This window comes from Kutzneria viridogrisea DSM 43870 (assembly GCF_000525635.1).
In the GTDB taxonomy this organism is placed as follows: Bacteria; Actinomycetota; Actinomycetes; order Mycobacteriales; family Pseudonocardiaceae; genus Kutzneria; species Kutzneria viridogrisea.
The window spans coordinates 4411829-4436432 of the sequence record NZ_CP007155.1 but is presented as its reverse complement, the minus strand read 5'-3'; the positions used below and the strand labels follow the sequence as shown (position 1 = coordinate 4436432).

The 24604-nt window shown below is 69.9% G+C and carries 7 protein-coding genes and 1 riboswitch; of the genes, 3 read left to right on the top strand and 4 right to left on the bottom strand.

Annotated features, from left to right (window positions below; genetic code table 11):
• The first annotated feature begins 41 nt into the window (after positions 1-41).
• The 3 genes from KALB_RS19515 to KALB_RS19505 are packed head-to-tail and all read left to right on the top strand — an operon-like array spanning position 42 to position 2324.
• The gene (locus KALB_RS19515; protein WP_025357399.1) at positions 42-536 is read left to right on the top strand and encodes an FBP domain-containing protein; all 495 of its coding nucleotides are present in this window, start codon (positions 42-44) and stop codon (positions 534-536) included.
• Positions 533-1144: a TetR/AcrR family transcriptional regulator gene (locus KALB_RS19510; RefSeq protein WP_025357398.1), complete on the top strand. Its 612-nt coding sequence runs from the start codon at positions 533-535 to the stop codon at positions 1142-1144. Before KALB_RS19515 ends, KALB_RS19510 begins: the two co-directional genes overlap by 4 nt.
• A gap of 4 nt (positions 1145-1148) precedes the next feature.
• Entirely contained in the window at positions 1149-2324 is a 1176-nt protein-coding gene (locus tag KALB_RS19505; protein WP_025357397.1) for a GDSL-type esterase/lipase family protein, read from the top strand.
• A gap of 24 nt (positions 2325-2348) precedes the next feature.
• Here KALB_RS19505 and nicT read toward each other — a convergent pair whose 3' ends face one another.
• The 4 genes from nicT to KALB_RS19485 form a co-directional block, all read right to left on the bottom strand.
• A complete protein-coding gene (gene nicT / locus KALB_RS19500) occupies positions 2349-3458 on the bottom strand; it encodes a Nickel transporter NicT (RefSeq protein ID WP_025357396.1) in 1110 nt (369 codons plus the stop codon).
• 141 nt (positions 3459-3599) lie between these two features.
• Positions 3600-3817: riboswitch (cobalamin riboswitch) on the bottom strand.
• A gap of 104 nt (positions 3818-3921) precedes the next feature.
• A complete protein-coding gene (locus KALB_RS19495) occupies positions 3922-4122 on the bottom strand; it encodes an MbtH family protein (RefSeq protein ID WP_025357395.1) in 201 nt (66 codons plus the stop codon).
• 5 nt (positions 4123-4127) lie between these two features.
• On the bottom strand, positions 4128-5372 hold the full coding sequence (locus KALB_RS19490) for an MFS transporter (protein ID WP_025357394.1): 1245 nt from the start codon (positions 5370-5372) through the stop codon (positions 4128-4130).
• Complete coding sequence (locus KALB_RS19485; protein ID WP_025357393.1) at positions 5369-24598, bottom strand: non-ribosomal peptide synthase/polyketide synthase; 19230 nt, start codon at positions 24596-24598, stop codon at positions 5369-5371. Before KALB_RS19485 ends, KALB_RS19490 begins: the two co-directional genes overlap by 4 nt.
• Between the last annotated feature and the right edge of the window lie 6 nt (positions 24599-24604).

The window sequence follows — 24604 nt, the reverse complement described above, 5'->3', positions numbered from 1 at the left end:
ATAGGTGGTCCCATTTGGCGAGCACCTGTAGACTGCTGCCTATGAGACCGGCCAGTGAACCCGACATCCGCGCGTCCTTCGTCAACTGCACCAAGGGCGAGGCGAAGCGGCTGGCCGTGCCCAGGGACCTGGCCGCGCGGCCATGGGAGGACCTGGACTTCCTCGGGTGGCGGGAGCCCGCCGCACCACAGCGGGCCTACCTGGTCACCGAGTCCGGCGACGGGTTCGTGGGGGTCGCGCTGCGGCTGGCCGCGCCCTACGCCGGGCGGGGACGACGCAGCATGTGCTCGCTGTGCCTGACCACGCACCCGGGGGACGGGGTCTCGCTGATGACCGCGCGGCGAGCGGGGCAGACCGGGCAGCAGGGCAACTCGGTGGGCGCCTACATCTGCACCGACCTGGACTGTTCGCTGTACCTGCGCGGGAAGAAGCGGGTCGACCCCGGCGGGCGGCTTCGTGAGTCGATCACGCTGGCGGAGCAGATCGAGCGGACCACGGCCAACCTGGCCGGTTTCCTGGGCAAGGTGCTCGGGTGACCGCGCGCAGGCCGGGACTGACCACGCGACGCCTGGCCCAGGCGGGCGCCGAACTGGCCGACGAGGTGGGCTTCGAGAACGTGACCGTCTCGGCGCTGGCCAGGCGGTTCGAGGTCAAGGTCGCGAGTCTGTACTCGCACGTGAAGAGCTCGCAGGACCTCAAGACCGAGATCGCCCTGCTGGCACTGGAGGAGCTCGCCGACCGGGGCGCCGCCGCGCTGGCCGGGCGGGCGGGCAAGGACGCCCTGACCGCCCTGGCCAACGTCTACCGCGACTTCGCCAGGGAGCACCCCGGCCGCTATGCCGCGGCCCAGCTGCGGCTCAGCCCGGAGGCGGCGGCCGCCAGCGCCGGTGGCAGGCACGCACAGATGACGCGGGCGATCCTGCGCGGCTACGACCTGACGGAGCCGGAGCAGACGCACGCGGTCCGGCTGCTGGGCAGCGTCTTCCACGGCTACGTCAGCCTGGAACTGTCCGGCGGGTTCAGCCACAGCGCCCCGGACTCGCAGGTGACCTGGACGAGGATCCTGGACGCCCTCGACGCCCTGCTGCGGAACTGGCCCGCACCGGCGGAGCCGGACCACGCGAACACTTCGACCAACAGGTAGAGCGATGCACAGCAAGCACGACTGGATCACCACGCCCGTCACCGCGGACCTCCTGCGCGGCGCCATCGAGGTGGAGCGCACCGAGCACGGCGTGCTGCCGCACCGGCTGCCCGCCTGGGCCCGCGCCCAGTACTCCGACGGGCAACTGGCCATGGCCGAGTCCCAGCCCTCCGGGGTACGGCTGGTCTTCCGCACCAGGGCCACCGCCGTCGAACTGGACGCGCGGCCCACCAAGCGGGCCTACGTGGGCGTCCCACCCCTCCCGGACGGCCTGTACGACCTACTCGTCGACGGCCGCCTGGTCGGCCAGGGCAGCGTTCCGGGCGGAAACACGCTGACCATCGACATGGCCACCGGGACCGCCGAGCACCAGCCCGGCACGGCCGGCACCCTGCGCTTCACCGGCCTGCCCGAGGGCGTCAAGGACCTCGAGATCTGGCTGCCGCACAACGAGACCACCGAACTCCTCGCCCTGCGCACCGACTCGCCCGTCGAGCCCGCACCGGACCGGGGCCGCCGGGTGTGGCTCCACCACGGCAGCTCGATCAGCCACGGCTCCAACGCCGCCAGCCCCACCACCATCTGGCCCGCGCTCGCCGCCTCGCTCGGCGGCGTGGAACTGGTCAACCTCGGCATGGGCGGCAGCGCCCTGCTCGACCCGTTCACCGCCCGCACCATGCGCGACACCCCCGCCGACCTGATCAGCGTCAAGATCGGCATCAACCTGGTCAACGCCGACCTGATGCGCCTGCGCGCCTTCATCCCCGCCGTGCACGGCTTCCTTGACACCATCCGCGAAGGCCACCCCAGCACGCCGCTGCTGGTCGTCTCGCCCATCCTGTGCCCCATCCACGAGGACACGCCGGGTCCCAGCGCCCCGGACTTCAGCACCGGCCAACTGCGGTTCCGGGCCACGGGCGATCCGGCGGACCGTGCGAGCGGGAAACTGACCCTGGGCGTCATCCGGGACGAACTGGCCCGGATCGTCGCGCAGCGGGCCGCCCAGGATCCGAACCTGCACTACCTGGACGGCCGCGCGCTCTACGGTGAGTCGGACTCCACCGAGTTGCCGCTGCCCGACGACCTCCACCCGGACGCCGCCACCCACCGCCGCATCGGCGAGCGCTTCGCCAAGCTGGCCTTCACCGCCAACGGCGCCTTCGTGGGCCTCGGCGCCTGAAACCTGGTTGGTGGGCCCGACCAGCTACTGGTGGCCGATCCCCTGGCCGAACCGCGTGGTCCAGCGCTGTTCCACCCCGGCGATCCGCCAGTAGGCGATGGCCACCGCCCACACCGCGACGAACAGGCCCACGATGACGAACCCGACGTTGTTGAGGTCCAGGTCGGCGATCCAGCCCGTGACCGGGTCGGTGAGGCCGAGCTTGTCCCGCAGCAGGCCGATCAGCTCGATGCTGCCGATCAGCAGGGCGACGGCCACCGACAGGCCGGTGATCACGATGTTGTAGTAGACCTTGCGCACCGGGTTGGCGAAGGCCCACTGGTAGGCGAAGTTCATGAACGTGCCGTCCAGCGTGTCCAGCAGGGTCATGCCCGCGGCGAACAGCAGCGGCAGCACCACGATCACGTACCACGGCAGCCCGCTGGCGGCCCCGCTGCCCGCCAGCACCAACAGCGTGACCTCGGTCGCGGTGTCGAAGCCGATCCCGAACAGCAGCCCAACCGGGTACATCTGGCCCGGCCGGCTGATCGAGCGGGTGACCCGGCCCAGGAAGCGGTTGAACAGCCCGCGCTCGTTGAGCCTGGCCTCCAGTTCGGCCTCGTCGAAGCGGTCGTGGCGCATCGAGCGCCAGACCCGCACGATGCCCACCAGCGCCACCAGGTTCAGCGCGCCGATCAGGTACAGGAACAGCCCGGACACGCTGGTGCCGATCAGCCCGAGGACCTGGTGGGTGCTGGAGTCCTCGTCGGTGAGCGTGCCGACCACGCGGGTGCCGACCGCGATCAGCACCGCGAGTACCAGCACCACCGTCGAGTGGCCGAGGGCGAACCAGAACCCGACCGACACGGGCTTCTTGCCGTCGGCCATCAGCTTGCGGGTGGTGTTGTCGATGGCGGCGATGTGGTCGGCGTCGAAGGCGTGCCGCAGCCCGAGGGTGTAGGCGGTGACGCCCAACCCGATGCCGAACACCTGGGTGCCCACCGCGTAGTGGCCGGGGATGACGGCGAGCAGCAGCATCCCCCAAGCCACCACGTGCAGCAGGGCGATCACGGCGAACACCCCGCCGATGCGCACCCAGTCCCGCCGGGTGCCCAGCATCGGGGTGCGGGCGGGAGCGCGGTCAGTCGCGGACATGCCGACCGCCTCCCGTTCCGGGACGGGTGGCGGCGAGCGGGGGCTGGCGCACGGCTCTCTCCTCGTGAGCGTGGGGAGAGGTCCGGTGACCGGTCGCGACCGTGAGCCCGCCCGAGCGACTCCGGACCTCGCGCGCGCCGGGCGGCACACGCACCGGTGGCAGGTCTTCGGACTCGCGGGCACCCGCCGGATCACTCCGGCGGTCCTACTGGCCGTCGCTTCCCAGGCCGTGCGGCCCAGTGCTCGATGACGGCGGTCGTTCCCACTCACCGCTGCGGGGCAGTCCCGGTCTCACACCGGGTTCCCTGTTGCCTCACCAGCTCGCGGGGAACTGGTGAACCACTGGCGGAGGCAGCCTAGCTGCCAACCAGTGGCAGTTGACAGGCCGCGGGTCAGAACGGCCTGGCCGTAGCGGCGGCCGGGGGCTGTGCCCGAGCCGGGTTCGGCCCGGGCACAGCGCTGGTCAGCTGTTGGCGGCCATCTGCTCGCGCAGGCTGCGCGGGCGCATGTCGGTCCACACCTCGTCCACGTAGCTCATGCACTCCTGCTTGCTGCCCTGCTTGCCCACTGCTCGCCACCCGGCGGGCACCTCGTTGTCCAGCGGCCACAGCGAGTACTGCTCCTCGTCGTTGACCAGCACCTGGTAGCTGATGTCGTCTCGCACTGTCGTCACCTTTCTTGTTGAGGCAGAAACCCGGCCAGTGGTGTGGCTTCGGCCTGTCGGGGGAATCGGCGCAGCGTCCTGTTCGCCGTAGCCAGCACGGCCAGCAGCGCGATGCCCCCGGTACACACCAGCACGGCGACCTCCCCGCCAGCCAGTTCCACGAGCAGACCGCCCACCGCGGGTCCGGCCGTGCTGGCGATGCCCGCGACGACGCTCATCACCCCAGCTGTGCGGCCCCGGAGTTCGTCGGGGGTGAGCAGCAACTGGTAGGTCATGATCGTCGTGTTGGCGGTCGGGGTGAGCAGGGACATGCCGCAGAACAGGGCACCGAGCAGGTAGCCGTTGTGCAGCACGAGGGCCAGCGGGGTGAGCGCGACCAGCGCCCAGAACACGCTGATGATCGACAGGTACGGGCTGAGCACCTTGAGCAGCCAGGGAGCGAGCAGGGCGCCCAGCATGCCCCCGACCCCGAGCACGGAGGCCATCAGCCCGATCTCGAACTCCGGCACCCCGCGCTGCCGGGCCAGGGCGACCACGACCAGGTAGTAGGCGTAGAAGAAGAAGTTCAGGCTGACCGCGCACAGGGCGATCACGCGGAGCAGCGGCTGCCGCACCAGCCAGCGCAGGCCCGCCGCGATCTCCAGGTGCAGCTCGCGCAGGGGCGCGCGGGCACGCTCCTGCTTCGGCATCTTCAGGAACAGCAGGCCGACGAAGGCCAGGGTGTGCGTCACGGCGTCCAGTGCGAACGGCAGCCACGCGCGGATTCCGTACAACACACCGCCGAGCGCGTTGCCCGTCATCTGGCCGAAGTACCCGCGCGCCGAGTTCAGCGCGACGGCCTGCCCCAACTGCTCGGCGGGCACCACCCTGGGCAGGCTCGCCTCCTCCGCGGGTTCGAACAGGGCACGGCAGGTCCCCATCACCGCGGCGACCCCGGCCATCAGCGGCACGTCGGCCACGCCCAGCCACAGCGCCACGACCAGCGCCGCGACGGCCACGGCCTGCGCCGCCTCGCAGCACAGCATCAGCCGCTTGCGGTCCCAGCGGTCGGCCAGCGCCCCCGCGGGCAGACCGGCCAGCAACTGGGCCGCCGAGTCGATGCCCATCACCAGGCCAGCCGCCACCGGGGACTGGGTCACCGCCAGCACCAGCAACGGGAAAGCCAGCACCGAGGCGCTGAACCCCAGCTCGGCCAGCGCCTGGCTGCCCCACAGCACCTGGTAGTTGCGGTTGCGCGAGAGCGGGATCATCGGGCACCGCCCCGGCAGTCACCGGCGATGTGCCGCAGCGCGGTGGCGAAGTCGGCGGCGACGGCCTCGATGGTGGCCTCGTCGAACAGGTCGGGCTGGTAGTACCAGGCGAAGCCGAGCCGTCCGCCGGTCACCCCGCCGACCACCTCCACCGGGTGCGAGCCCCGGTCGGCCGGGTCCTGGTCCTGACCGAGGGATCCCAGCGAGGCCCGGTACAGCCCGTCGAGCTCCTGGTCCCCGGTCGCGTCCCACTGCCCGAGGTAGTTGAACGCCAGCCGGGGGCCGGTACGGGTCAGCCGTTCCCGTACCTGTGGGGCACCGAGGTAGCGCAGCGCGCCGAACCCGAACCCGTTACCAGGTGTGGCGCGGAGTTGCCTGCGCACCGACTTGACCAGTCCCCGCCACTCCCCCGCAGTCACGTCGAGGGCGACCGGGAACACGGTGGTGAACCAGCCCACGGTCCGGGACAGGTCGATGTCGTCGAGGATGTCCTCGCGCCCGTGTCCTTCCAGGTCGATGCTGATCCGGTCGCGCCCGGTCCACCGTGTCAGTGCCCAGGCGAGCGCGGCGAGCAGCACGTCGTTCACCCGCGTGCGGTAGACCGTGGGCGCCCTGCGCAGCAGCGTGTCCGTGTCCTCGGCGTCGAGTTCGACCGAGACCGCCCGGGACGCCACGCCCCGGACCGGCACGTCGCGATCCAGTGGCAGGGCGCCGTCATCGAGTGCGGCGGCCCAGTGTTCGACCTCGCCGTCCAGTGCGCCGCTCACGGCGTACACGCCACTGCGCCGCGCCCACTCCCGGAACGAGGTGGACTTGGCGCCGAGGTCGATCCGCTCGCCACCCGCCGCCTGCCGGTAGCCGGTGTCGAGGTCCTCCACCAGGATCCGCCACGAGACCCCGTCCACAACCAGGTGGTGGGCCACCAGCAACAGGTGCGACCGCAAGTCCGCGCCGAGGTCGAACAGCACCGCCTTGAGCAGTGGACCCCGCCCCAGGTCGAAGCCCGCGTGCACCTCGTCGGCGATCTTCCGCATCGCGGTCGACCGCTCGCGTTCGTCCAGTGTGGACAGATCGTGCACTTCGAGTAGTTCCACCGGCTCGATCGCGGCGTTGTGCTGACGCCACTGACCGTCGACCTGCTCGAACCGCATGCGCAGCGCGTCGTGCTGGACCACCAGGGCCTGCAACGCATCCCGCAGCGCGGGCACGTTCAGCGGGTCGGCCAGCTCCAGCAGGTTGGCTTGGTTGAAGTGGTGCGGGTTGACCGTGTACGCCTCGAACAGCCAGTGCTGGATCGGGGTCAGCGGGACTTCGCCGACGACGACCTGGTTGTTCACCGCCGAGGTCTGCGCCGACGTGACGGCCGGGGCCAGCGCGGCGATCGTCTGGTGCAGGAAGATGCTCTTGGAGGTCAGTCCGAGTCCGGTCTGTCGGCACCTGGCCACGACCTGGATGCTCAGGATGGAGTCGCCGCCCAGCTCGAAGAAGTTGTCCTCCACGCCGACACGATCGACCCCCAGCACCTCGGCCCACACCTCCGCCAACCGCCGCTCGATCTCATCGCGCGGCGCAACGTATTCGTGTTCAGCACCAGTGAACTCAGGCTCAGGCAACGCCTTACGGTCAAGCTTGCCGTTGGCGTTCAAAGGCATTTCACCAACCGTCACGAACACCGCAGGCACCATGTACTCCGGCAACCGGTCTCGCAACCAGTCACGCACATCGGTCGAGCCCACCACGTAGGCCACCAGCCGCTTGTGACCGTTGTCCTCACGAGCGATCACCACCGCGTCGCACACTTCCGGGTGCTGCCGCAGCACCGCTTCCACCTCACCAGGCTCGATCCGGAAACCACGGATCTTCACCTGCTCATCGACCCGACCCAGATACTCCAACACACCATCAGCCGTCCAACGAACCCGATCACCAGTCGCATACATCCGCGACCCCACACCACCAAACGGATCAGCGACAAAACGATCAGCCGTCAACCCCGCACGCCCCAGATAACCCCGCGCGACCTGACCACCAGCCAAGTACAACTCACCGACCACACCCACCGGCACCGGACGCAAGCCCGCATCCAACACATACGCCCGCACATTCGGCACCGGACGACCCACCAGCGGCCGATCACCCCGAACCGGCCACCACAACGCATCCACCGTGCACTCAGTCGGACCATAGAAGTTATACACCGCAACATCCTTGGCGGCAGCCAAGGTCGCCCACAACGACTCCGGCAGCGCCTCACCACCCAACATCAACACCTTCGGCCGCCACTCACCGGCCAACAACCCGGCCGCCACCAACTGCGCCGCGAACGACGGAGTCAAATCCAGGAAATCAATCCGGTTCGCCGACACATACGACACCAACGCCTCAGGATCACGACGGATCTCATCATCAACCACATGCAACTCATGACCAGCAGCCATCAACACCGGACCCTCCAACGAGGTGTCAAACGAAAACACCGCCGTCACCGCAACCCGCGCCCGCCCCGGCAAATCCCGCACAAACCCCACGCGATGACCCCACAACAGGTTCACCAAACTCTGATGCTCAACCACCACCCCCTTCGGCAACCCCGTCGAACCAGACGTGTAAATCACATACGCCGAACTCGACGGACCGATACGGATGGGTGGGTTCGTGTCGGGCCAGTCTTCGGCGCTCACGTCCGTCAAGACCGCGGCGACCTGCGCGTCCCGCAGCAGGAACTCGACCCGGTCAGCAGGGAGGTCCGGGTCCACCGGCACGTACACGCCACCCGCCTTGAACACCGCCAGCATCGCGACCACGAAGTCCGCCGAACGAGGCATCATGACCGCCACTGCCTGTTCCGGCTCGACCCCGTCGGCGATCAGCTTGTGCGCCAACCGGTTCGCCCGGGCATTGAGTTCCGCGAAGGTCAGGCTGGTGCCCTGGAAGACCAGCGCGGTCGCGTCAGGAGTACTGGCCACTTGCGCCTGGAACACCTCGGTAAAGGTCAACTCCGGCACTGCCAGCGCGGTGCCGGTCCACTCCGGACGGACATCGGACAGCCAGGGCAGTTGCGCGAGCGGGCAGTCCGGGGCGCGCACAACAGCGTCCAGCAGGGCGAGCAGGTGTCCGGTCATCCGCGCGACCGTGCACTGGTCGAACAGATCGGTGTTGTACTCGACCGCCCCGAGCAGCACGCCGTCCCGTTCCTGGAACTCGAAGGTCAGGTCGCAGGTGGCGGTGACCATCGGCAGCGCCACCTCCTCGACGCGCAGCCCGGCCAGCTCGGGTGCCCGGTCGGGCGCGTTCTGCAGGGTGACCATCACGTCGAACAGCGGGCTGCGACTGGTGTCGCGCTCCAGGTCCAACTCGTCCACGATCCGTTCGAACGGAACGTCCTGGTGGGCGAACGCGGCCAGCACCGTCTCCCGGACCGCGCGCAGCAGGTCGCGGAAACCCCGGCCACGGTCCACTTCGGACCGCAGGACCAGGGTGTTGACGAAGAACCCGATCAGGTTCTCCAATTCGGCCCGGTCTCGGCCAGCCGTCACCGTGCCCACTGCGATGTCCTGCTGGCCGGTGTACCTGGCGAGCAGCACCTGGCATGCGGCGACCAGGGTCATGAACAGCGTGCCGTCCTGCGCACGGCCCAGGTCCCGGAGTCCGCCGGTGATCTCTTCGGGCACCTGGAACGCGTGCACGGCACCTGCCGAGGTGCGTACCGCCGGGCGTGGCCGGTCGGTCGGCAGGTCCACCGGTTCCACCGAGGCCAGCTGCCTCGTCCAGTAGCCGAGTCGATCGGCCAGTTCGGGCCCGGACAGGTGCTCCCGTTGCCACACCGCGAAGTCCGCGTACTGGATCGGCAGTGCAGGCAGGTCGGCCTGTTCGCCGCGCACGGCGGCCTGGTAGAGCTCGCCCAGTTCGGCGGTCAGCACATCGCTGGACCAGCCGTCCGTGATGATGTGGTGCTGCACCAGGATGAGGACGTGCTCCTCGGCGCCGAGCCGGAGCAGCTTGACTCGCAGCAGCGGACCGGCGGCCAGGTCGAACGGCCGCGTACTCTCCTGCGCCACCACTCGATCGACCGCGTCAGCGGACAGTCCGGCCATGTCGAGCACCTCGACCTGGAACGGTTCTGGCTCGTGGATCCGCTGCACGCCGACTCCGTCGACGGAGCCGAACGTGGTGCGCAACGACTCGTGTCGGACGATCAGCGCAGTGAACGCCTCGCTGAGCGCGGTGACGTCGAGCGTGCCGTGAAGCCGGATCGCGGCAGGCGTCACGTACTCGGTGCTGTCCGGTTCGAATTCGTTCAGGAACCACAGGCGCTGTTGGGCGAACGACAATGGCAGCGCCTCACCACGTTGTGCGGGTGGAATCCTCTCGGTGGTGCTCGTGGTCATCGGGACGACCTGGGCCAGCCCGGCGATGGTCGGCGTGCTGAACACTGCCCCCGGGGAGATGTCGGCGCCGATGGAGGTGCGGATCCGAGATGCCATGCGGATGCTCAGAATGGAGTCGCCGCCCAGCTCGAAGAAGTTGTCCTCCACGCCGACGCGATCGACCCCCAGCACCTCGGCCCACACCTCCGCCAACCGCCGCTCGATCCCATTGCGCGGAGCCACGTATTCATGCTCAGCACCAGTGAACTCAGGCTCGGGCAACGCCTTGCGGTCAAGCTTGCCATTGGCGTTGAGCGGCATTCGCTCCAAAACTACGAACACTGCGGGCACCATGTACTCCGGCAACCGGTCTCGCAACCAGTCACGCACATCGGTCGAGCCCACCACGTAGGCCACCAGCCGCTTGTGACCGCCGTCCTCACGAGCGATCACCACCGCGTCACGGACCTCAGGATGCTGCCGCAGCACGGATTCCACCTCACCAGGCTCGATCCGGAAACCACGGATCTTCACCTGCTCATCGACCCGACCCAGATACTCCAACACACCATCAGCCGTCCAACGAACCCGATCACCAGTCGCATACATCCGCGACCCCACACCACCAAACGGATCAGCGACAAAACGATCAGCCGTCAACCCCGCACGCCCCAGATAACCCCGCGCGACCTGACCACCAGCCAAGTACAACTCACCGACCACACCCACCGGCACCGGACGCAAGCCCGCATCCAACACATACGCCCGCACATTCGGCACCGGACGACCCACCAGCGGCCGATCACCCCGAACCGGCCACCACAACGCATCCACCGTGCACTCAGTCGGGCCGTAGAAGTTATACGCCGCAACACCGTCGGTAGCGGAAAGAGTGGTCCACAGTGACTCCGGCAGCGCCTCGCCGCCCAGCATCAACACCTTCGGCCGCCACTCACCGGCCAACAACCCGGCCGCCACCAACTGCGCCGCGAACGACGGAGTCAGATCCAGGAAGTCGATCCGGTTCGCCGACACATACGACACCAGAGCGTCGGGGTCCCGGCGGGTCTCGTCATCGATCACATGCAACTCGTGACCAGCAGCCATCAACACCGGACCCTCCAACGAGGTGTCGAACGAGAACACCGCCGTCACCGCAACCCGCGCCCGCCCCGGCAAATCCCGCACAAACCCCACACGATGACCCCACAACAAGTTCACCAAACTCCGATGCTCAACCACCACCCCCTTCGGCAACCCCGTCGAACCAGACGTGTAAATCACATACGCCGAACTCCACGGACCGATACGGGACACCGGCGCCGACGCGGGCCAGTCCTCCGCCGCCACGTCCTCGATCACCGCGACGGCGCCCGCATCGCGCAGCAGGAACTCGATCCGCTCCTGCGGCAGGGACACGTCGATCGGCAGGTACACGCCACCCGCCTTGAACACCGCCAGCATGGCCACGACCACGTCAGCCGAGCGGGCGAGCCGCACGGCGACCACTCGCTCCGGCCCAACCCCGTCGGCGATCAGCTTGTGCGCCAACCGGTTCGCCTTCTGCTCCACCTCGGTGTAGGTCAACTCGGCGCCCCGGAACACCAGCGCGGTCGCGTCAGGAGTACTGGCCACCTGCGCCTGGAACACCTCGGGGAAGGTCAACTCCGGCACTGCCAGCTCGGTTCCGGTCCACTCCGGACGGACATCGGACAGCCAAGGCAGGTCACCGATCAGCCCATCCGGTTCGAGGAGCAGCACCCGCACCAGGTTGCACAGCTGACCGAGGACCCGTTCGACGGTGGACGCGTCGAACAGCGTGGCGTCGTACCCGAGTTCGAAGCACAGCTTGTCGGTGAGGTGTGCGCTGAGCATGAGCGGGAAGTTCGTGGTGTCCTGCGCGTGCACCTCGCGGACCCCGATCGACCCGCCGCCCGACTCCGCACCGATCGGGAAGTTCTCGAAGACCACGGCGCTGTCGAACAGGCTGGTCCCGGCGGCCACCGAGCTCCAGCCCCGCAGCTGGGCCAGCGAGACGAAGTCGAAGCGGCGGGACTCGGTCTGGGCCAACTGCAACTCGCGCAGCCACGACAGGATCCCGGCTCGATCGGACACCCGGACCCGAGTGGGCACCGTGTTGATGAACATGCCGACCATCGACTCCACGCCGGGCAGCTCGGCGGGCCGCCCGGACACGGTCGTGCCGAACACGACGTCCGGCTCACCGCCGTACCGGGCCAGCAGCAGGGCCCAAGCCCCCTGGACGAGGGTGTTGAGGGTGAGCCCGTGCCGCCGAGCCGCGTCACGCACCTGCGCCGACGCCTCTGCGGACAGTTCGACGCGGACCGCCTGCGCGGACTCCGTGCTGTGCGAACGCAGCGGCAGCCGGTCGTAGGGCAACGGCGTGGCCGCGTCGAACCCGGCGAGCACCTCGCGCCAATGCCGTTCCGCCTGCTCCGCGTCCTGCCGGTCCAACCAGGTCAGGTAGTCGTGGAAGGGTCGGCGCGGGGCCAGCTGGGGCGCCCGGCCACTGGTGTCCGCCGCGTACTGCTCGCAGGCCTCGGCGAAGACCTGCCCGGTGCTCCACCCGTCCAGCAGCACGTGGTGCGAGGTCCAGACCAGTACCACCTCGTCCTCGGTGACCCGGGCGATCACCAGCCGCATCAGCGGCGGCTTGGCCAGGTCCAGGCCGAGCGCCCGGTCACGGGCCAGCACCGATTCCAGTTCGGCGGCGACATCCGCTTCGCGCCAGTCGTACTGGTCGACCGGCACCACCACCTCGCGGTGCACCACCTGCACCGGATCGTCCAGGCCGGCCCAGGCGATCCGGCTGCGCAGCACCGGTGTCCGATCCACCACCCGCTGCCAGGCCGCTGCCAGCGCCGCCGGATCGTCCACTCCGGACAGTCGCATGTGGACCTGGTTGAAGTAGGCGCCCGCCTCGGGGTCGACCAGCCCGTGGAACAGGATTCCCGCCTGGAGCGGGGTGAGCGGGTAGATGTCCTCGACGTCCCGGCCGTCACCGGCCACGAGGTCCAGTTGCCGCCGGTCGAGCCGGGCCAACGGGAAGTCGGAGGGGGTTCGGCCACCGGTGTCGGGCCGCGCGCAGTGCGCCACGATCTCCCGCAGCGCCTCAACCGTCCGCTCGGCGAGCCGACGGACCGTGGCCTGCTCGTGCACGGCGGTGGAGTAGGTCCAGCCCAGCTCCAGCTCGCCCTCGGCCACGATGCCGGTGATGTCCAGGAGGCTGGTGCGGGTGCTGTCGGGATCGATGTCCTGGCCGATACCGGGCAGCCACCGGCGGTACAGGCCCTCGCTGCTCTCGCCACCCCACTGCCCGTGGTAGTTGAAGGTGACCTGCGGCTGCACCTCGGGGGCGGTTCCGGCCAGGTAGCGCAGGGCGCCGTAGCTCAGACCCCGGCTCGGCACGGCACGCAGTTGTTCCTTGACGGACTTGAGGGTCACGCCCCAGTCGTCACCGGGCACCTCGAGTGCGACCGGGTATTCGCTGGTGAACCAGCCGACGGTGCGGGACAGGTCGAGCCCCTCGATGATCTCCTCGCGGCCGTGGCCCTCCATGCCGATGAGCACCCGCGCCGCGCCGGTCCACTCGGCCAGCACGCGGCCGACCGCGCTGAGCAGCACGTCGTTGACCTGAGTCCGGTACGTGTCCGGTACCTGGTGCAGCAGAGCGTCGGTGTCCCGCTTGGTGAGCCGGACCGACACCGTCTCGGTGGACTCCACGGTGTTCGGGCCGCTGCGGTCCACGGGCAGCGCAGGGACGTTGCGGTCCAGCGCGGCCCAGTACGCCAGGTCCCCGTCCAGGTGTCCGGCCCGCACGTGCTCGGCGAGCCGGGTCGCCCAGGTGCGGTACGAGGTCGTCGACGGGGCCAGTCGTACGGGCTGGCCGGAACAGACCTGGGTGTAGGCCGTTTCCAGGTCCTCGAACAGCACGCGCCAGGACACCCCGTCGACCACCAGGTGGTGCACGGCGAGGAACAGCTCGTGTCCAAAGAGGACGGCCCCGACCAGTGGACCGGTAACCGGGTTGAGCCCCGCCTGCACCTCGGTGGCCCTGGCCTGCCGATCCTCCCCGTCATACCGGACCAGGACGTCCGCGCAGCCGACCACGTCCTGCACCCAGTGCCCGTCAACCAGGGTGAACCGGCTGCGCAAGGCCTCATGGTGGTCGATCACGGCTGTCAGCGCGGTGCGCAGTGCGGCCTCGTCCACGTCCTCCGGCAACTCCACCAGCATCGACATGGTGAACCTGTGCGTGCTGGAGGTCTCGAGGAACCAGCGCTGGATCGGGGTGAGCGGGGCGGGCCCGGTGACCTCCAGTGCCGCTGGGGCCTCGGCGAACCGGGTCTCGGCGGCGAGTTCGGCCACGGTCTGCCGCTGGAAGATGTCCTTGGAGGTCACCCGGAGGCCGGACTGCCGGGCCCTGGCGACCACCTGGATGCTCAGGATCGAATCCCCGCCCAGGCCGAAGAAGTTGTCCCGCACCCCGACCCGCCGCACGCCGAGCACCTCGGCCCAGATCCTGGCCAGTTCCCGCTCCACCGCGGTGCGGGGCGCCAGGTAACCGGTGTCGGTGCCGCCAAAGTCAGGCTGCGGCAACGCGCGCCGGTCGACCTTGCCGCTGGAGTTGGTCGGCAGCCGGTCCAGCGGGACGAACACCGAGGGCACCATGTAGTCGGGCAGCCCGCGCTTGAGCCAGCCACGCAGGTCCGGCTCCCCGCTGACGACCACGTAGGCCACCAGCCGCTTGTGCCCGCCGTCCTCGCGAGCCACCACGACGGCCGCGCTGACCTCAGGGTGCCCGAGCAGGGCCGTTTCGATCTCCCCTGGCTCGACGCGGAAGCCGCGGATCTTCACCTGCTCGTCGACGCGGCCCAGGTACTCCAGCACACCGTCCCGGGTCCACCGGGCGCGGTCCCCCGTGGCGTACATCCGTGATCCCGGCTCGCCGAACGGGTTCGCCGTGAACCGGTCGGCCGTCAGCCCAGGCCGGTTCAGGTAGCCCCGTGCGACCTGGTCACCGGCCAGGTACAGCTCACCCGGCACGCCGACCGGCTGCTGACCTCCCCACGGGTCCAGCACGTAGGCCCGTACGTTGGGCATCGGGCGGCCGACCATCGGCTGACCGCCCTGGATCGGCCAGCGCAGCGCGTCGACCGTGCACTCCGTCGGCCCGTAGTAGTTGTGGCTCGCCGTCCCCTCGACCGCCGCGAGTTCCCGCCACAGCGCCCGCCCCACGGCCTCGCCGCCGAGCATGAGCTGGCTCGGTTGGTGCCGGTCGCCGCTGAGCAGCCCGGCGTCGATCAGCTCCCGCGCGTAGGTCGGCGTGAGGTCCATGAAGTCGATCCGGTGTCGCGCCACGTAGTCCACCAGCGCCTCGGTGTCCAGCCGGACGTTCTCGTCGATCACGTGCAGCTCGTGCCCTGCGGCGAGCAGCAGCAGCCCTTCCAGGGAGGTGTCGAACGAGAAGGCCGCGGTGAGCGCGCCCCTGATCCGTCCGGGACGGCTCCGGCGCAGCAACTCGTGCCCGGCGAACAGGGTGATCAGCTGGCGTTGCTCGACCACCACGCCCTTCGGTCGTCCGGTCGACCCGGAGGTGTAGATGACGTAGGCGGGGTTCGAGGGCCGCACCTGGGTCGCCGGGGCGGTGTCCGGCCAGCCCTCGGCAGCGGTGTCCGTCACCACCGCGACGGGTTTGGCGTCGCTGAGCAGGAACTCGATCCGCTCCGCGGGCAGGGACGTGTCCACCGGCAGGTACGCGCCACCGGCCTTCAGCACCGCCAGGATCGCCACGACGACCTCGTGCGATCGGGGCAGCTTGATCGCCACGAGTCGCTCCGGCCCGACTCCGGCGGCGATCAGCTTGTGCGCCAACCGGTTGGCCCGGTGGTCCAGCTCCTCGAAGCTCAGTGCCGTGTCACCGAACACCAGCGCGGTGGCCTGCGGGGTGCGGGCCGCCTGCTGCGCGAAGACCTCGGCCAACCCCAGCTCGGGTACCGCCGTGGCCGTGTCGTTCCAGTCCTCGGTGAGTTGCCGCGCCTCGGTCCCGGTCAGCAGGGACAGCTGGTCGACGGGCCGGTCCGGGGCCTGGGCCACGGCGGTCAGCAGCAGCACGAGGGCCGCTGACATGTGCTCGATCGTGGCCGGGTCGAACAGGTCCGTGTTGTACTCGATCGCGCCGACCAGGCCGCCCTCGAACTCCTGGAACTCCAGGGACAGGTCGCAGGTCGTGCTGACCACCGGCAGTTCCAGCGGCTCGACCGCGAGCCCGGGCAGCTCCGGCGGGGCGCCGGGGGCGTTCTGGAGCAACACCATCACGTCGAACAGCGGGTTGCGGCTGGTGTCCCGCTCCAGGTCCAGGTCGTCCACCAGGCGTTCGAAGGGGACGTCCTGGTGTGCCAGCGCGTCCAGTACCGTCTTGCGAACCTGCTTGAGCAGCTGGGTGAACCCGGCTCGTCCGTCCACTTCGGACCGGAGAACGAGGGTGTTCACGAACAGGCCGACGACTCGGTCCAACTCGGCGCGTTCCCGGCCGGACACGACGGTGCCGACCGCGATGTCGTCCTGGCCGGACCAGCGGTGCAGCAACAGCTTGCACGCCGCAACCAGCGTGATGAACAGGGTGGCGTCCTGCCTGGTGCCCAGTTCGCGCAGCTGCCTGGTCACCGCGGCCGACACCTCGAACTGCTGGGTGGCACCGGCCGAGGTGCGCACCGGCGGCCGGGGTCGATCGGTGGGCAGCTCCAGCGGCTGCACCCCGGACAGCTTGCACCGCCAGTACGCCAGCCGCTCCTCCACCGCCGGACCGGACAACTGGTCCCGCTGCCACACGGCGAAATCCGGGTACTGAACCGGTAGCGGCGGCAGCTCGGCGCCCGCGTAGAGCGCGCCGAGCTCCTCGATCAGCACGCCCATCGACCAGCCGTCGGTGATCACGTGGTGCAGGGTGATCGTCAGTACCTGCTCGGCGGGCCCCAGCCGCACCAGCGAGGCACGCAGCAGCGGGCCCTCGCGCAGGTCGAACGGACGTGTGCCGTCGGCGAGCAGCAGTGCGGCCAACTCTTCGTGACGGCCGGTCAGGTCCACCACCGGCAGCACGAACTCCGCGGCGGGGTGCACCACCTGCACGCCACGGCCGTCGATCGAGTCCAGGGTGGTGCGCAGCGACTCGTGGCGTGCAGTGAGCGCGGTGAACGCCCTGTTCATGGCGTCCACGTCCAACTCGCCCCGCAACCGCACGGCGAACCGGGTGACGTACTCGGTGCTCTCCGGCTCGAACTCGTGCAGGAACCACAATCGCTGTTGGGCGAAGGACAGTGGCAACGCGGCGTCCCGTGCCACCAAGGGAATCGTGTCGGCCCGCTCCGCGCCGAGCTGGCCCGCCATCCCGGCGACCGTGGGGTGGCTGAACACCGCACGCGGGGACACCTGGACGTCCAGGGCCGACCTGAGCCGCGAGGCCACCTGGATGCTGATGATCGAGTCGCCGCCCAGCTCGAAGAAGTTGTCCTCGACGCCGACCCGGTCGACCTTCAGCGCCTGCGCCCACACCTCGGCGATCAGCCGCTCCGTGTCGTTGCGCGGGGCCACGTACCCGGCGGTCGCACAGGGCGAGTCCGGGGCGGGCAACGCCGCCCGGTCGAGCTTTCCGTTGCGGGTCAACGGGATCGACTCCACCGTCACGAACGCCTGCGGCACCATGTGTTCCGGCAGCGAGGCAGCGGCCAGCTCACGCAGCTGCGCCGTGGTCGGCGGGACGCCGTTGGGGACCACGTAGGCCACCAGCCGTTTGCGGCCCGGGTCGTCCTCCCGGGCGATCACGGTGACCTGCGCGGCTGCCGGGTGTGCTCGGAGCACGGCCTCGATCTCGCCCAGCTCGATCCGGAACCCGCGGATCTTCACCTGGTCGTCGGACCGACCGAGGTACTCCAACTCGCCGTCCGCGTTCCAGCGCACGACGTCCCCGCTGCGGTACATCCGCGATCCGGCCGCGCCGAACGGGTCGGCCACGAACCGTTCGGCGGTCAGGCCCGCCCGGTTGAGGTAGCCGCGCGCCAGGCCGGCACCGGCCACGCAGAGCTCACCGGGCACGCCGGGTGGGACGGGTCGCAGCTCGGGGTCGAGCACGTAGACGCGCAGGTCGGGGATTGGCACGCCGATCACGCTGGCGGCCCTGCCGCGGTCCAGCGCCACGTAGGAGACGTGCACGGTGGTCTCGGTGATCCCGTACATGTTGACCAGCAGCGGGGCGTCCTCGGCATGCCGCGAATACCACTGCGCGAGCCGCCGGGGGTCCAGCGCCTCGCCGCCGAAGATCACGTACCGCAGCGCCAGTTCCGCACCGTGATCGGCTCCGATCAGCTGGTAGAACGCCGACGGGGTCTGGTTGAGCACCGTGACCCGTTGTTCGGCGAGCAGCCGCAGGAAGTCCTCCGGCGACCGGGACACGGCGTGCGACACCACGACGAGCCGACCGCCGTGCAGCAGCGGCCCCCACAGCTCCCACACCGAGAAGTCGAAGGCGTAGGAGTGGAACAGCGTCCACACGTCCCGGTCGTCGAAGCCGAACCAGTAGCTGGTGGCCGTGAACAGCCGCACCACATTGGCATGCGGCACCACCACGCCCTTGGGTCGGCCGGTGGACCCGGAGGTGTAGATCACGTAGGCCGGATTCTCCGGCAGCAGCGGCACCTCAGTGAGGTCCTGGGACCCGTAACCGTCCAGATCCAGTTCCTCGCCGGTCAGCACCAGCACCGGATCGGTGTCCGCCAGCATCGCGGCGATCCGCTCGGCCGGGTAGCCCGGATCGACGGGCAGGTAGGCGGCACCGGACTTGAGCACCGCGAGCACGGCCACGATCAGGTCAACCGAGCGGTCCAGGATCAGCGCCACGAAGCGTTCCGGACCCGCGCCCCGCTCCACGAGGTACCGCGCCAACCGGTTGGCCCGCGCATTGAGCTCGGCGTAGGTGACCGCCGTGTCCCCGCAGGTCACCGCGATCGCGTCCGGTGTGCGGCGCACCTGCCGCTGGAACAGCTCCGGCAGCGAGATGTCCACCTGGGTGGACTCGGCCCCGTTCCAGCTCACCAGCACCTTGTGCCGGTCGGCCTCGTCGAGCAGCGGCAGCCGCGCGATCGGCCGGTCGGGCTCGCTGATCATCTCGGTGAGCAGCGTGCGCAGCGTGGCCAGCAGCTGCCGGGCGGTGCCCGCGTCGAACAGCCTGGGGTCGTAGGACAGGTCCACGTGCAACTGCTCGGCCAGGTGGGCGCGCACGCTCAGCGGGAAACTGGTGGTGTCGACCGCGTCGACCCGGCGGACCCGCAGTCCGGCCGCGGCGGTGGAGGACTCGTCGAACGGGTAGTTCTCGAACACCACGGAGCTGTCGAACAGGCTGCTGCCAGCGGGCAGATCACTCCAGGAACGCAGCTGTGCCAGTGACACGAACTCGAACCGCCGCGACTCGGTCTGCGCCGCCTGCACCCCGCGCAGCCAGGCCAGCAGGTTCTGGCCGTGGTCGACCCGGACTCTGGTCGGCACGGTGTTGATGAACACGCCGACCATCGACTCCACACCGGGCAGGTCGGCGGGGCGCCCGGACACCGTGCTGCCGAAGACCACGTCCGGTTCACCGCTGTAGGCCGCCAACAGCAGTGCCCATGCGCCCTGGACCACGGTGTTCACGGTCAGCCCGTGCCGCCTGGCCATCGCGCTGACCTCACCGGTGACCTCGATGCCCACCGATGCCGTCGACTCGGCGCGGTGCGCCTCCTGCGGCGGCCGGTCGTAGGGCAGCGGGGTCGGCACCTCGAACCCGGCCAGCACGCCACGCCAGTGCGTCTCCGCCTGGGTCAGGTCCTGACCGGCGAGCCATTCGAGGTAGTCCCGGAACGGCCGGCGGGTCACCAACTCCGGCGCCCGGTCCCGCACGATCGCCGCGTACTGCTCGCAGACCTCGGCGAACACCTGGCCGAGGCTCCAGCCGTCCAGCAGCACGTGGTGGAAGGTCCAGACCAGTAGCACCTCGTCCTCGGCCACCCGTTCCACGGCCACCCGCATCAGCGGCGGGCTGGCCAGGTCGAGTGCGGTGTCCCCGCCGCGCTCACTGATCGGGGCCACGGCCTCACGGTGGATCACCAGGTGCGGCTGGTCCAGGCCCTCCCAGACCACGCTGCCGCGCAGGATGGGGGTCCGGTCGACCACGCGCTGCCAGGCGAGCCCCAGCGCACGTGGGTCGCTGACCCCGGACAACCTGATCCTCGCCTGGTCGAAGTAGGCGCCGGAGGAGCTGTCGACCAGGCTGTGGAACACCATGCCGGTCTGCAAGGGGGTCAACGGGTAGATGTCGGCCACTGACCGGCCGTCGCCGACGATCCGGTCCACGGCAGCCTGGTCCAGCCGGGCCAGCGGGAAGTCCGACGGGGTCCGCCCACCTGCCCCCGGGGCGGCGCAGTGCTCGACGATCTCCCGCAGCGCCGCGACCATGCGGTCGGCCAGGCGGCGCACGGTGCCGGCCTCGTGCAGGTTGGCGCTGTAGAGCCAAGTCAGCTCCAACCGGCCGTTCTCGACCACGCCGGTCACGTCGATCAGGTGCTCGCGCGTCCGGTCCTCGGGCAGGTCCCGGCCAGGGGTGTCCAGGCGGGCGCGGTAGAAACCCCGCTCGGCGGTCGCGACGTCCCACTGGCCGTGGTAGTTGAAGCTCAGCTCCGGGTGCACCTCGGGCGCGGTGCCGGTCAGGTAGCGCAGCGCGCCGTAGCTCAGCCCCCGGTGCGGAACGGCCCGCAGTTGTTCCTTGGTGGACTTGAGAACCCGGCCCCACTCCCCCGGTTCGGCCGTCAGCGCGACCGGGAACAGGGTGGTGAACCAGCCGATCGTGCGGGACAGGTCAACCCCCTCCAGCACGTCCTCCCGGCCGTGGCCCTCCATGGCCAGCAACACGTTCCGGTGTCCGGTCCACTCGGCGAGTACCCGGCCCAGTGCGCTGATCAGCACGTCGTTGACCTGGGTGCGGTACACGGCAGGCACTTCGCGCAGCAGCGCGTCCGTGGCCTCGGCGTCCAACCGTACTGTGACCGTCCTGGTCGACCCCACGGTGTTGGGGCCGTCATGATCGCGCGGCAAGGCGGCCGCACGGGTGTCAGCGGCCTCGGTCCAGTACGGCAGATCCGCGTCGAAGCCACCGGCCCGGGTGTACTCGTCCAGCCGAGCCGCCCAGCCGGTGAACGAGGTGGTCTTCGCACCGAGTGCAGCACCGCGGTAGGCGGATTCCAGGTCCTCCAACAGGATTCGCCAGGACACGCTGTCCATGACCAGGTGGTGCACGACCAGCAACAGCCGGTTGCCGGACATTACAGCGCGCAGCAACGGACCCGCACCGAGGTCCAGGCCGGTCTGCGCGGCGAGCGCCGCGGACTCCGGATCGGCCTCGGTCAGGTGAACACGCTCTGCCGGGGCTGGTTCCTGCTGCCACACACCGTCGTGACAGGTGAACCTCATCCGCAGCGCGTCGTGCTGCGCGACAACGGCTTCCAGTGCTCCGCGAAGCGTGTCGGGGCAAAGCTCCTCGGCCAGTTCCACCAGCACGGACATGGTGAAGTGGTGGCGACTGTCCGATTCGGACTCGAAGAACCAGTGCTGGATCGGGCTCAGCCCGACCGGCCCGGTGATCACCGGCTCGGCCTTCTCCTGCTCGACGGCTGTGGTGTTGGCCGCCAGCTCGGCCACCGTCGGGTGGCGGAAGATGTCCTTCGAACTGACTCGCAACCCGGCCTTGGCCGCCCGCGCGACGACCTGGATGCTGAGGATCGAGTCGCCGCCGAGCGAGAAGAAGTCCTCGTGCGCACCGACTCGCTCCACGCCAAGGACCTCGGCCCAGATCCCGGCCAGTGCCTGTTGAACCGGTCCACTGGGGGCGACGTACTGGCTGGTCGGCTCCTGCGGCGCGGGCAGTGCCCTGCGGTCCACCTTGCCGTTGGCGGTCAGCGGCAGCTCGGCGAGCCGGACGAACACGCTGGGCACCATGTAGTCGGCAAGCACCCGCTTGGCCCACGCCCGCAGGTCGGCCGACCCGGTGCCCACCACGTAGGCGACCAGCCGCTTGTGCCCCTCGTCGGTCCTAGCCACCACCACGGCCTCGGTGAGGTCGGGGTGCTGGACCAGTACCTTCTCCACCTCGCCCAGCTCGATCCGGAAGCCACGGATCTTCACCTGGTCGTCGGCCCGGCCAAGGAACTCGATCGTGCCCCCGGACCGCCAGCGGACCACGTCGCCGGTGCGGTACATCCGTTGCCCCGCAACAGCGAACGGACAGGCCACGAACCGCTCGGCGGTCAGCCCGGCCTGACCGAGGTAGCCGCGGGCCAGCCCGGCACCCGACACGTACAGCTCGCCGGGCACACCGGCTGGCACCGGGTTCAGGTCGCCGTCCAGCACGAACGCGCGCATGTTGTCCAGCGGGCGGCCGATCGGCACCGGCTCGGGCACCTGCCCGCTCATCCGGTGCGCGCAGGCGAAGGTCGTCGTCTCGGTGGGGCCGTAGCCGTCCACCACGGCCAGCCCCGGATTGGCCGCCAGCACACGGCGCACCGCCCAGGCGGGCACCACGTCGCCACCGGTCCACAGCTCACCGAGCCCGCTCAGGCACTCGGGCCGCTCCTGGGCGACCAGGCGGAACAGCCCGGCGGTGAGCCACAGCGCGGTGACCGCGTGCTCGGTGATCAGCCGTTGCAGGAGGTCCACGCCCAGTTCGCCGTCCGGCGCGAGCACGGCGCGACCACCGCGCAGCAACGGGACCCACAGCTCGTACGTCGAGGCGTCGAACGCCAACGGCGAGTGAACCAGAACCGACCGGTGCGCCTCGCCGTCGAATCGGCGGTCCCGCGCCAGACCCACCACGTCATGGTGCCGGACGGCCACGCCCTTCGGCGTGCCAGTGGAACCGGATGTGTACTCGACGTAGACCAAGTTGTCCGGCCGGATCGGCACGTCCGGATCGGTGTCCGGTCCGCCGCACTCATCCTCCACCGAGAGCAGCAGTCTACTGTGGACCTTCTGCGCGGTGTCCCGCCACACGTGGTCGGTGAGCACCAGTGCGGCACCCGACTCGGCCAGCACCAACCGAAGCCGGTCCAGTGGTGCTCGCGTGTCCAGCGGCAGGTACGCGCCACCAGCCTTGATCACGGCCAACACCGCGGTGATCGACGCCACCGACCGGTCTGCCAGGATCGCGACCCGGTCCTCCGGCCGCACGCCGAGCCGGATCAGTTCGTGGGCCAGGCGGTTGGCACGTGCGTCGAGCTGCCGGTAGGTCATCGGCCCGTCCGCGCCGACCAGCGCAACGGCCTCCGGCGTGCGGCGCACCTGTTCGGCGAACACCTGGGGCACGGATGCCCCCGGCAACGCCCAGCTGGTGTCGTTCCACTCCGTCACCACCTGGTACCGCTCCTCGGCCGAGGCCCAGGGCAGCGTGCTGAGCCGCCGGTCCGGTGTCGCCACGACCTGCGTCAGCAGTGCGACCAGGTGGCCGACCATGCGCTGGATCGTGGCCTCGTCGAACAGATCGGTGCTGTACTCCACCGACCCGACGAGTCCGCCCGGCTGCTCCTGGAATTGCAGGGTGAGGTCGAAGTTCGCGGTGCTGCCCGCCAAGTCCACGGGCTGCGCGTGCAGTCCGGCGAACTCGGGCAACGCGCCCTGGCTGTTCTGCAACAGCACCATGACGTCGAACAGCGGGTTGCGGCTGACCTCGCGCTCGGTGCGCAGGGCGTCGACCAGCCGGTCGAAGGGCACCTCGTCGTGCGCGAAGGCGTCCAGCACGGTGTTCTTCGCCGCGGCGAGCAGCCCGGTGAAGGTCAGCGCACTGTCCACTTCGGACCTGATCACCACCGTGTTGACGAAGAAGCCGACCAGTTCCTTCAGCTCCGCGCGGTTGCGCCCCGAGGTCACGGTGCCCAGCGCCACGTCCCGCTGACCGCTGTACCGGGCGAACAGCAGCTGGCAGGCCGCGATCAGGACGGTGAACAGCGTGGTGTCGTTGGCCTTGGCCAACTCCTCCAGCCGGGCCGAGGTCCCCGCGGGCAGGCGGAAGTCGTGGTTGGCGCCCGCCGAGGTCCGCACCGCTGGTCGCGGCCGGTCCGCGGGCAACTCCAACGGTCGCAGCCCGGCCAGTTGCCGCTGCCAGTAGGCGAGTTGCTCGTCCAGCGCGCTGCCCGACAGGCGATCACGTTGCCACACCGCGTAGTCCGCGTACTGGACAGCGGGGTCGGGCAGTTCGCCGCCGTTGTAGAGCGTGCTCAGCTCCGTGGTGAGCACACCCATCGACCAGCCGTCGGTGACTATGTGGTGTGCCGTGAGCAGAAGAACGTTCTCGGTGTCGGCGACCCGGACGAGCAGCGCCCGCAACAGTGGCCCGGTGCGCAGGTCGAACGGGGTCGCGTACTCGGTGGTGAGCACGTGGTCCAGGTCCGCGGGCGAAGCGTGCACAGTGACGACCGGGAAGTCCCCAACCGGGTGCACGACCTGGACGGGCTTGCCGTCCACGTCCTGGAAGGTCGTGCGCAGTGCCTCGTGCCGGGCGACCAACCGGGCGACCGCGGCGGTCAACCTCGCCACGTCCAGCGGCCCGGTCAGGCGAAGGGCGAGCGCGCTGTTGTAGCCCACGTCGCCGGGGTGGAGCTGGTTGAGGAACCACAGCCGCTGCTGGGCGAAGGACAGCGGCAGCGGCGCGGTGCGATCGGCGGCCGGGATGGTCTGCGCGCGGGCCCGTCCGGCCAGGCGCTTGCGCAGCTGTTCCCGCAGGTGCGGCGGCAGCGCGGAGATCCGGTCCTGCTTCGACGAGGTCATGGCGGT

What these genes read in the sequence shown, in the direction of transcription:
- KALB_RS19515 (WP_025357399.1), top strand. Translation starts at nt 42, where the DNA reads ATGAGACCGGCCAGTGAACCCGACATCCGCGCGTCCTTCGTCAACTGC.
- KALB_RS19505 (WP_025357397.1), top strand. Translation starts at nt 1,149, where the DNA reads ATGCACAGCAAGCACGACTGGATCACCACGCCCGTCACCGCGGACCTC.
- nicT (WP_025357396.1), bottom strand. Translation starts at nt 3,458, where the DNA reads ATGTCCGCGACTGACCGCGCTCCCGCCCGCACCCCGATGCTGGGCACC.
- KALB_RS19490 (WP_025357394.1), bottom strand. Translation starts at nt 5,372, where the DNA reads ATGATCCCGCTCTCGCGCAACCGCAACTACCAGGTGCTGTGGGGCAGC.
- KALB_RS19485 (WP_025357393.1), bottom strand. Translation starts at nt 24,598, where the DNA reads ATGACCTCGTCGAAGCAGGACCGGATCTCCGCGCTGCCGCCGCACCTG.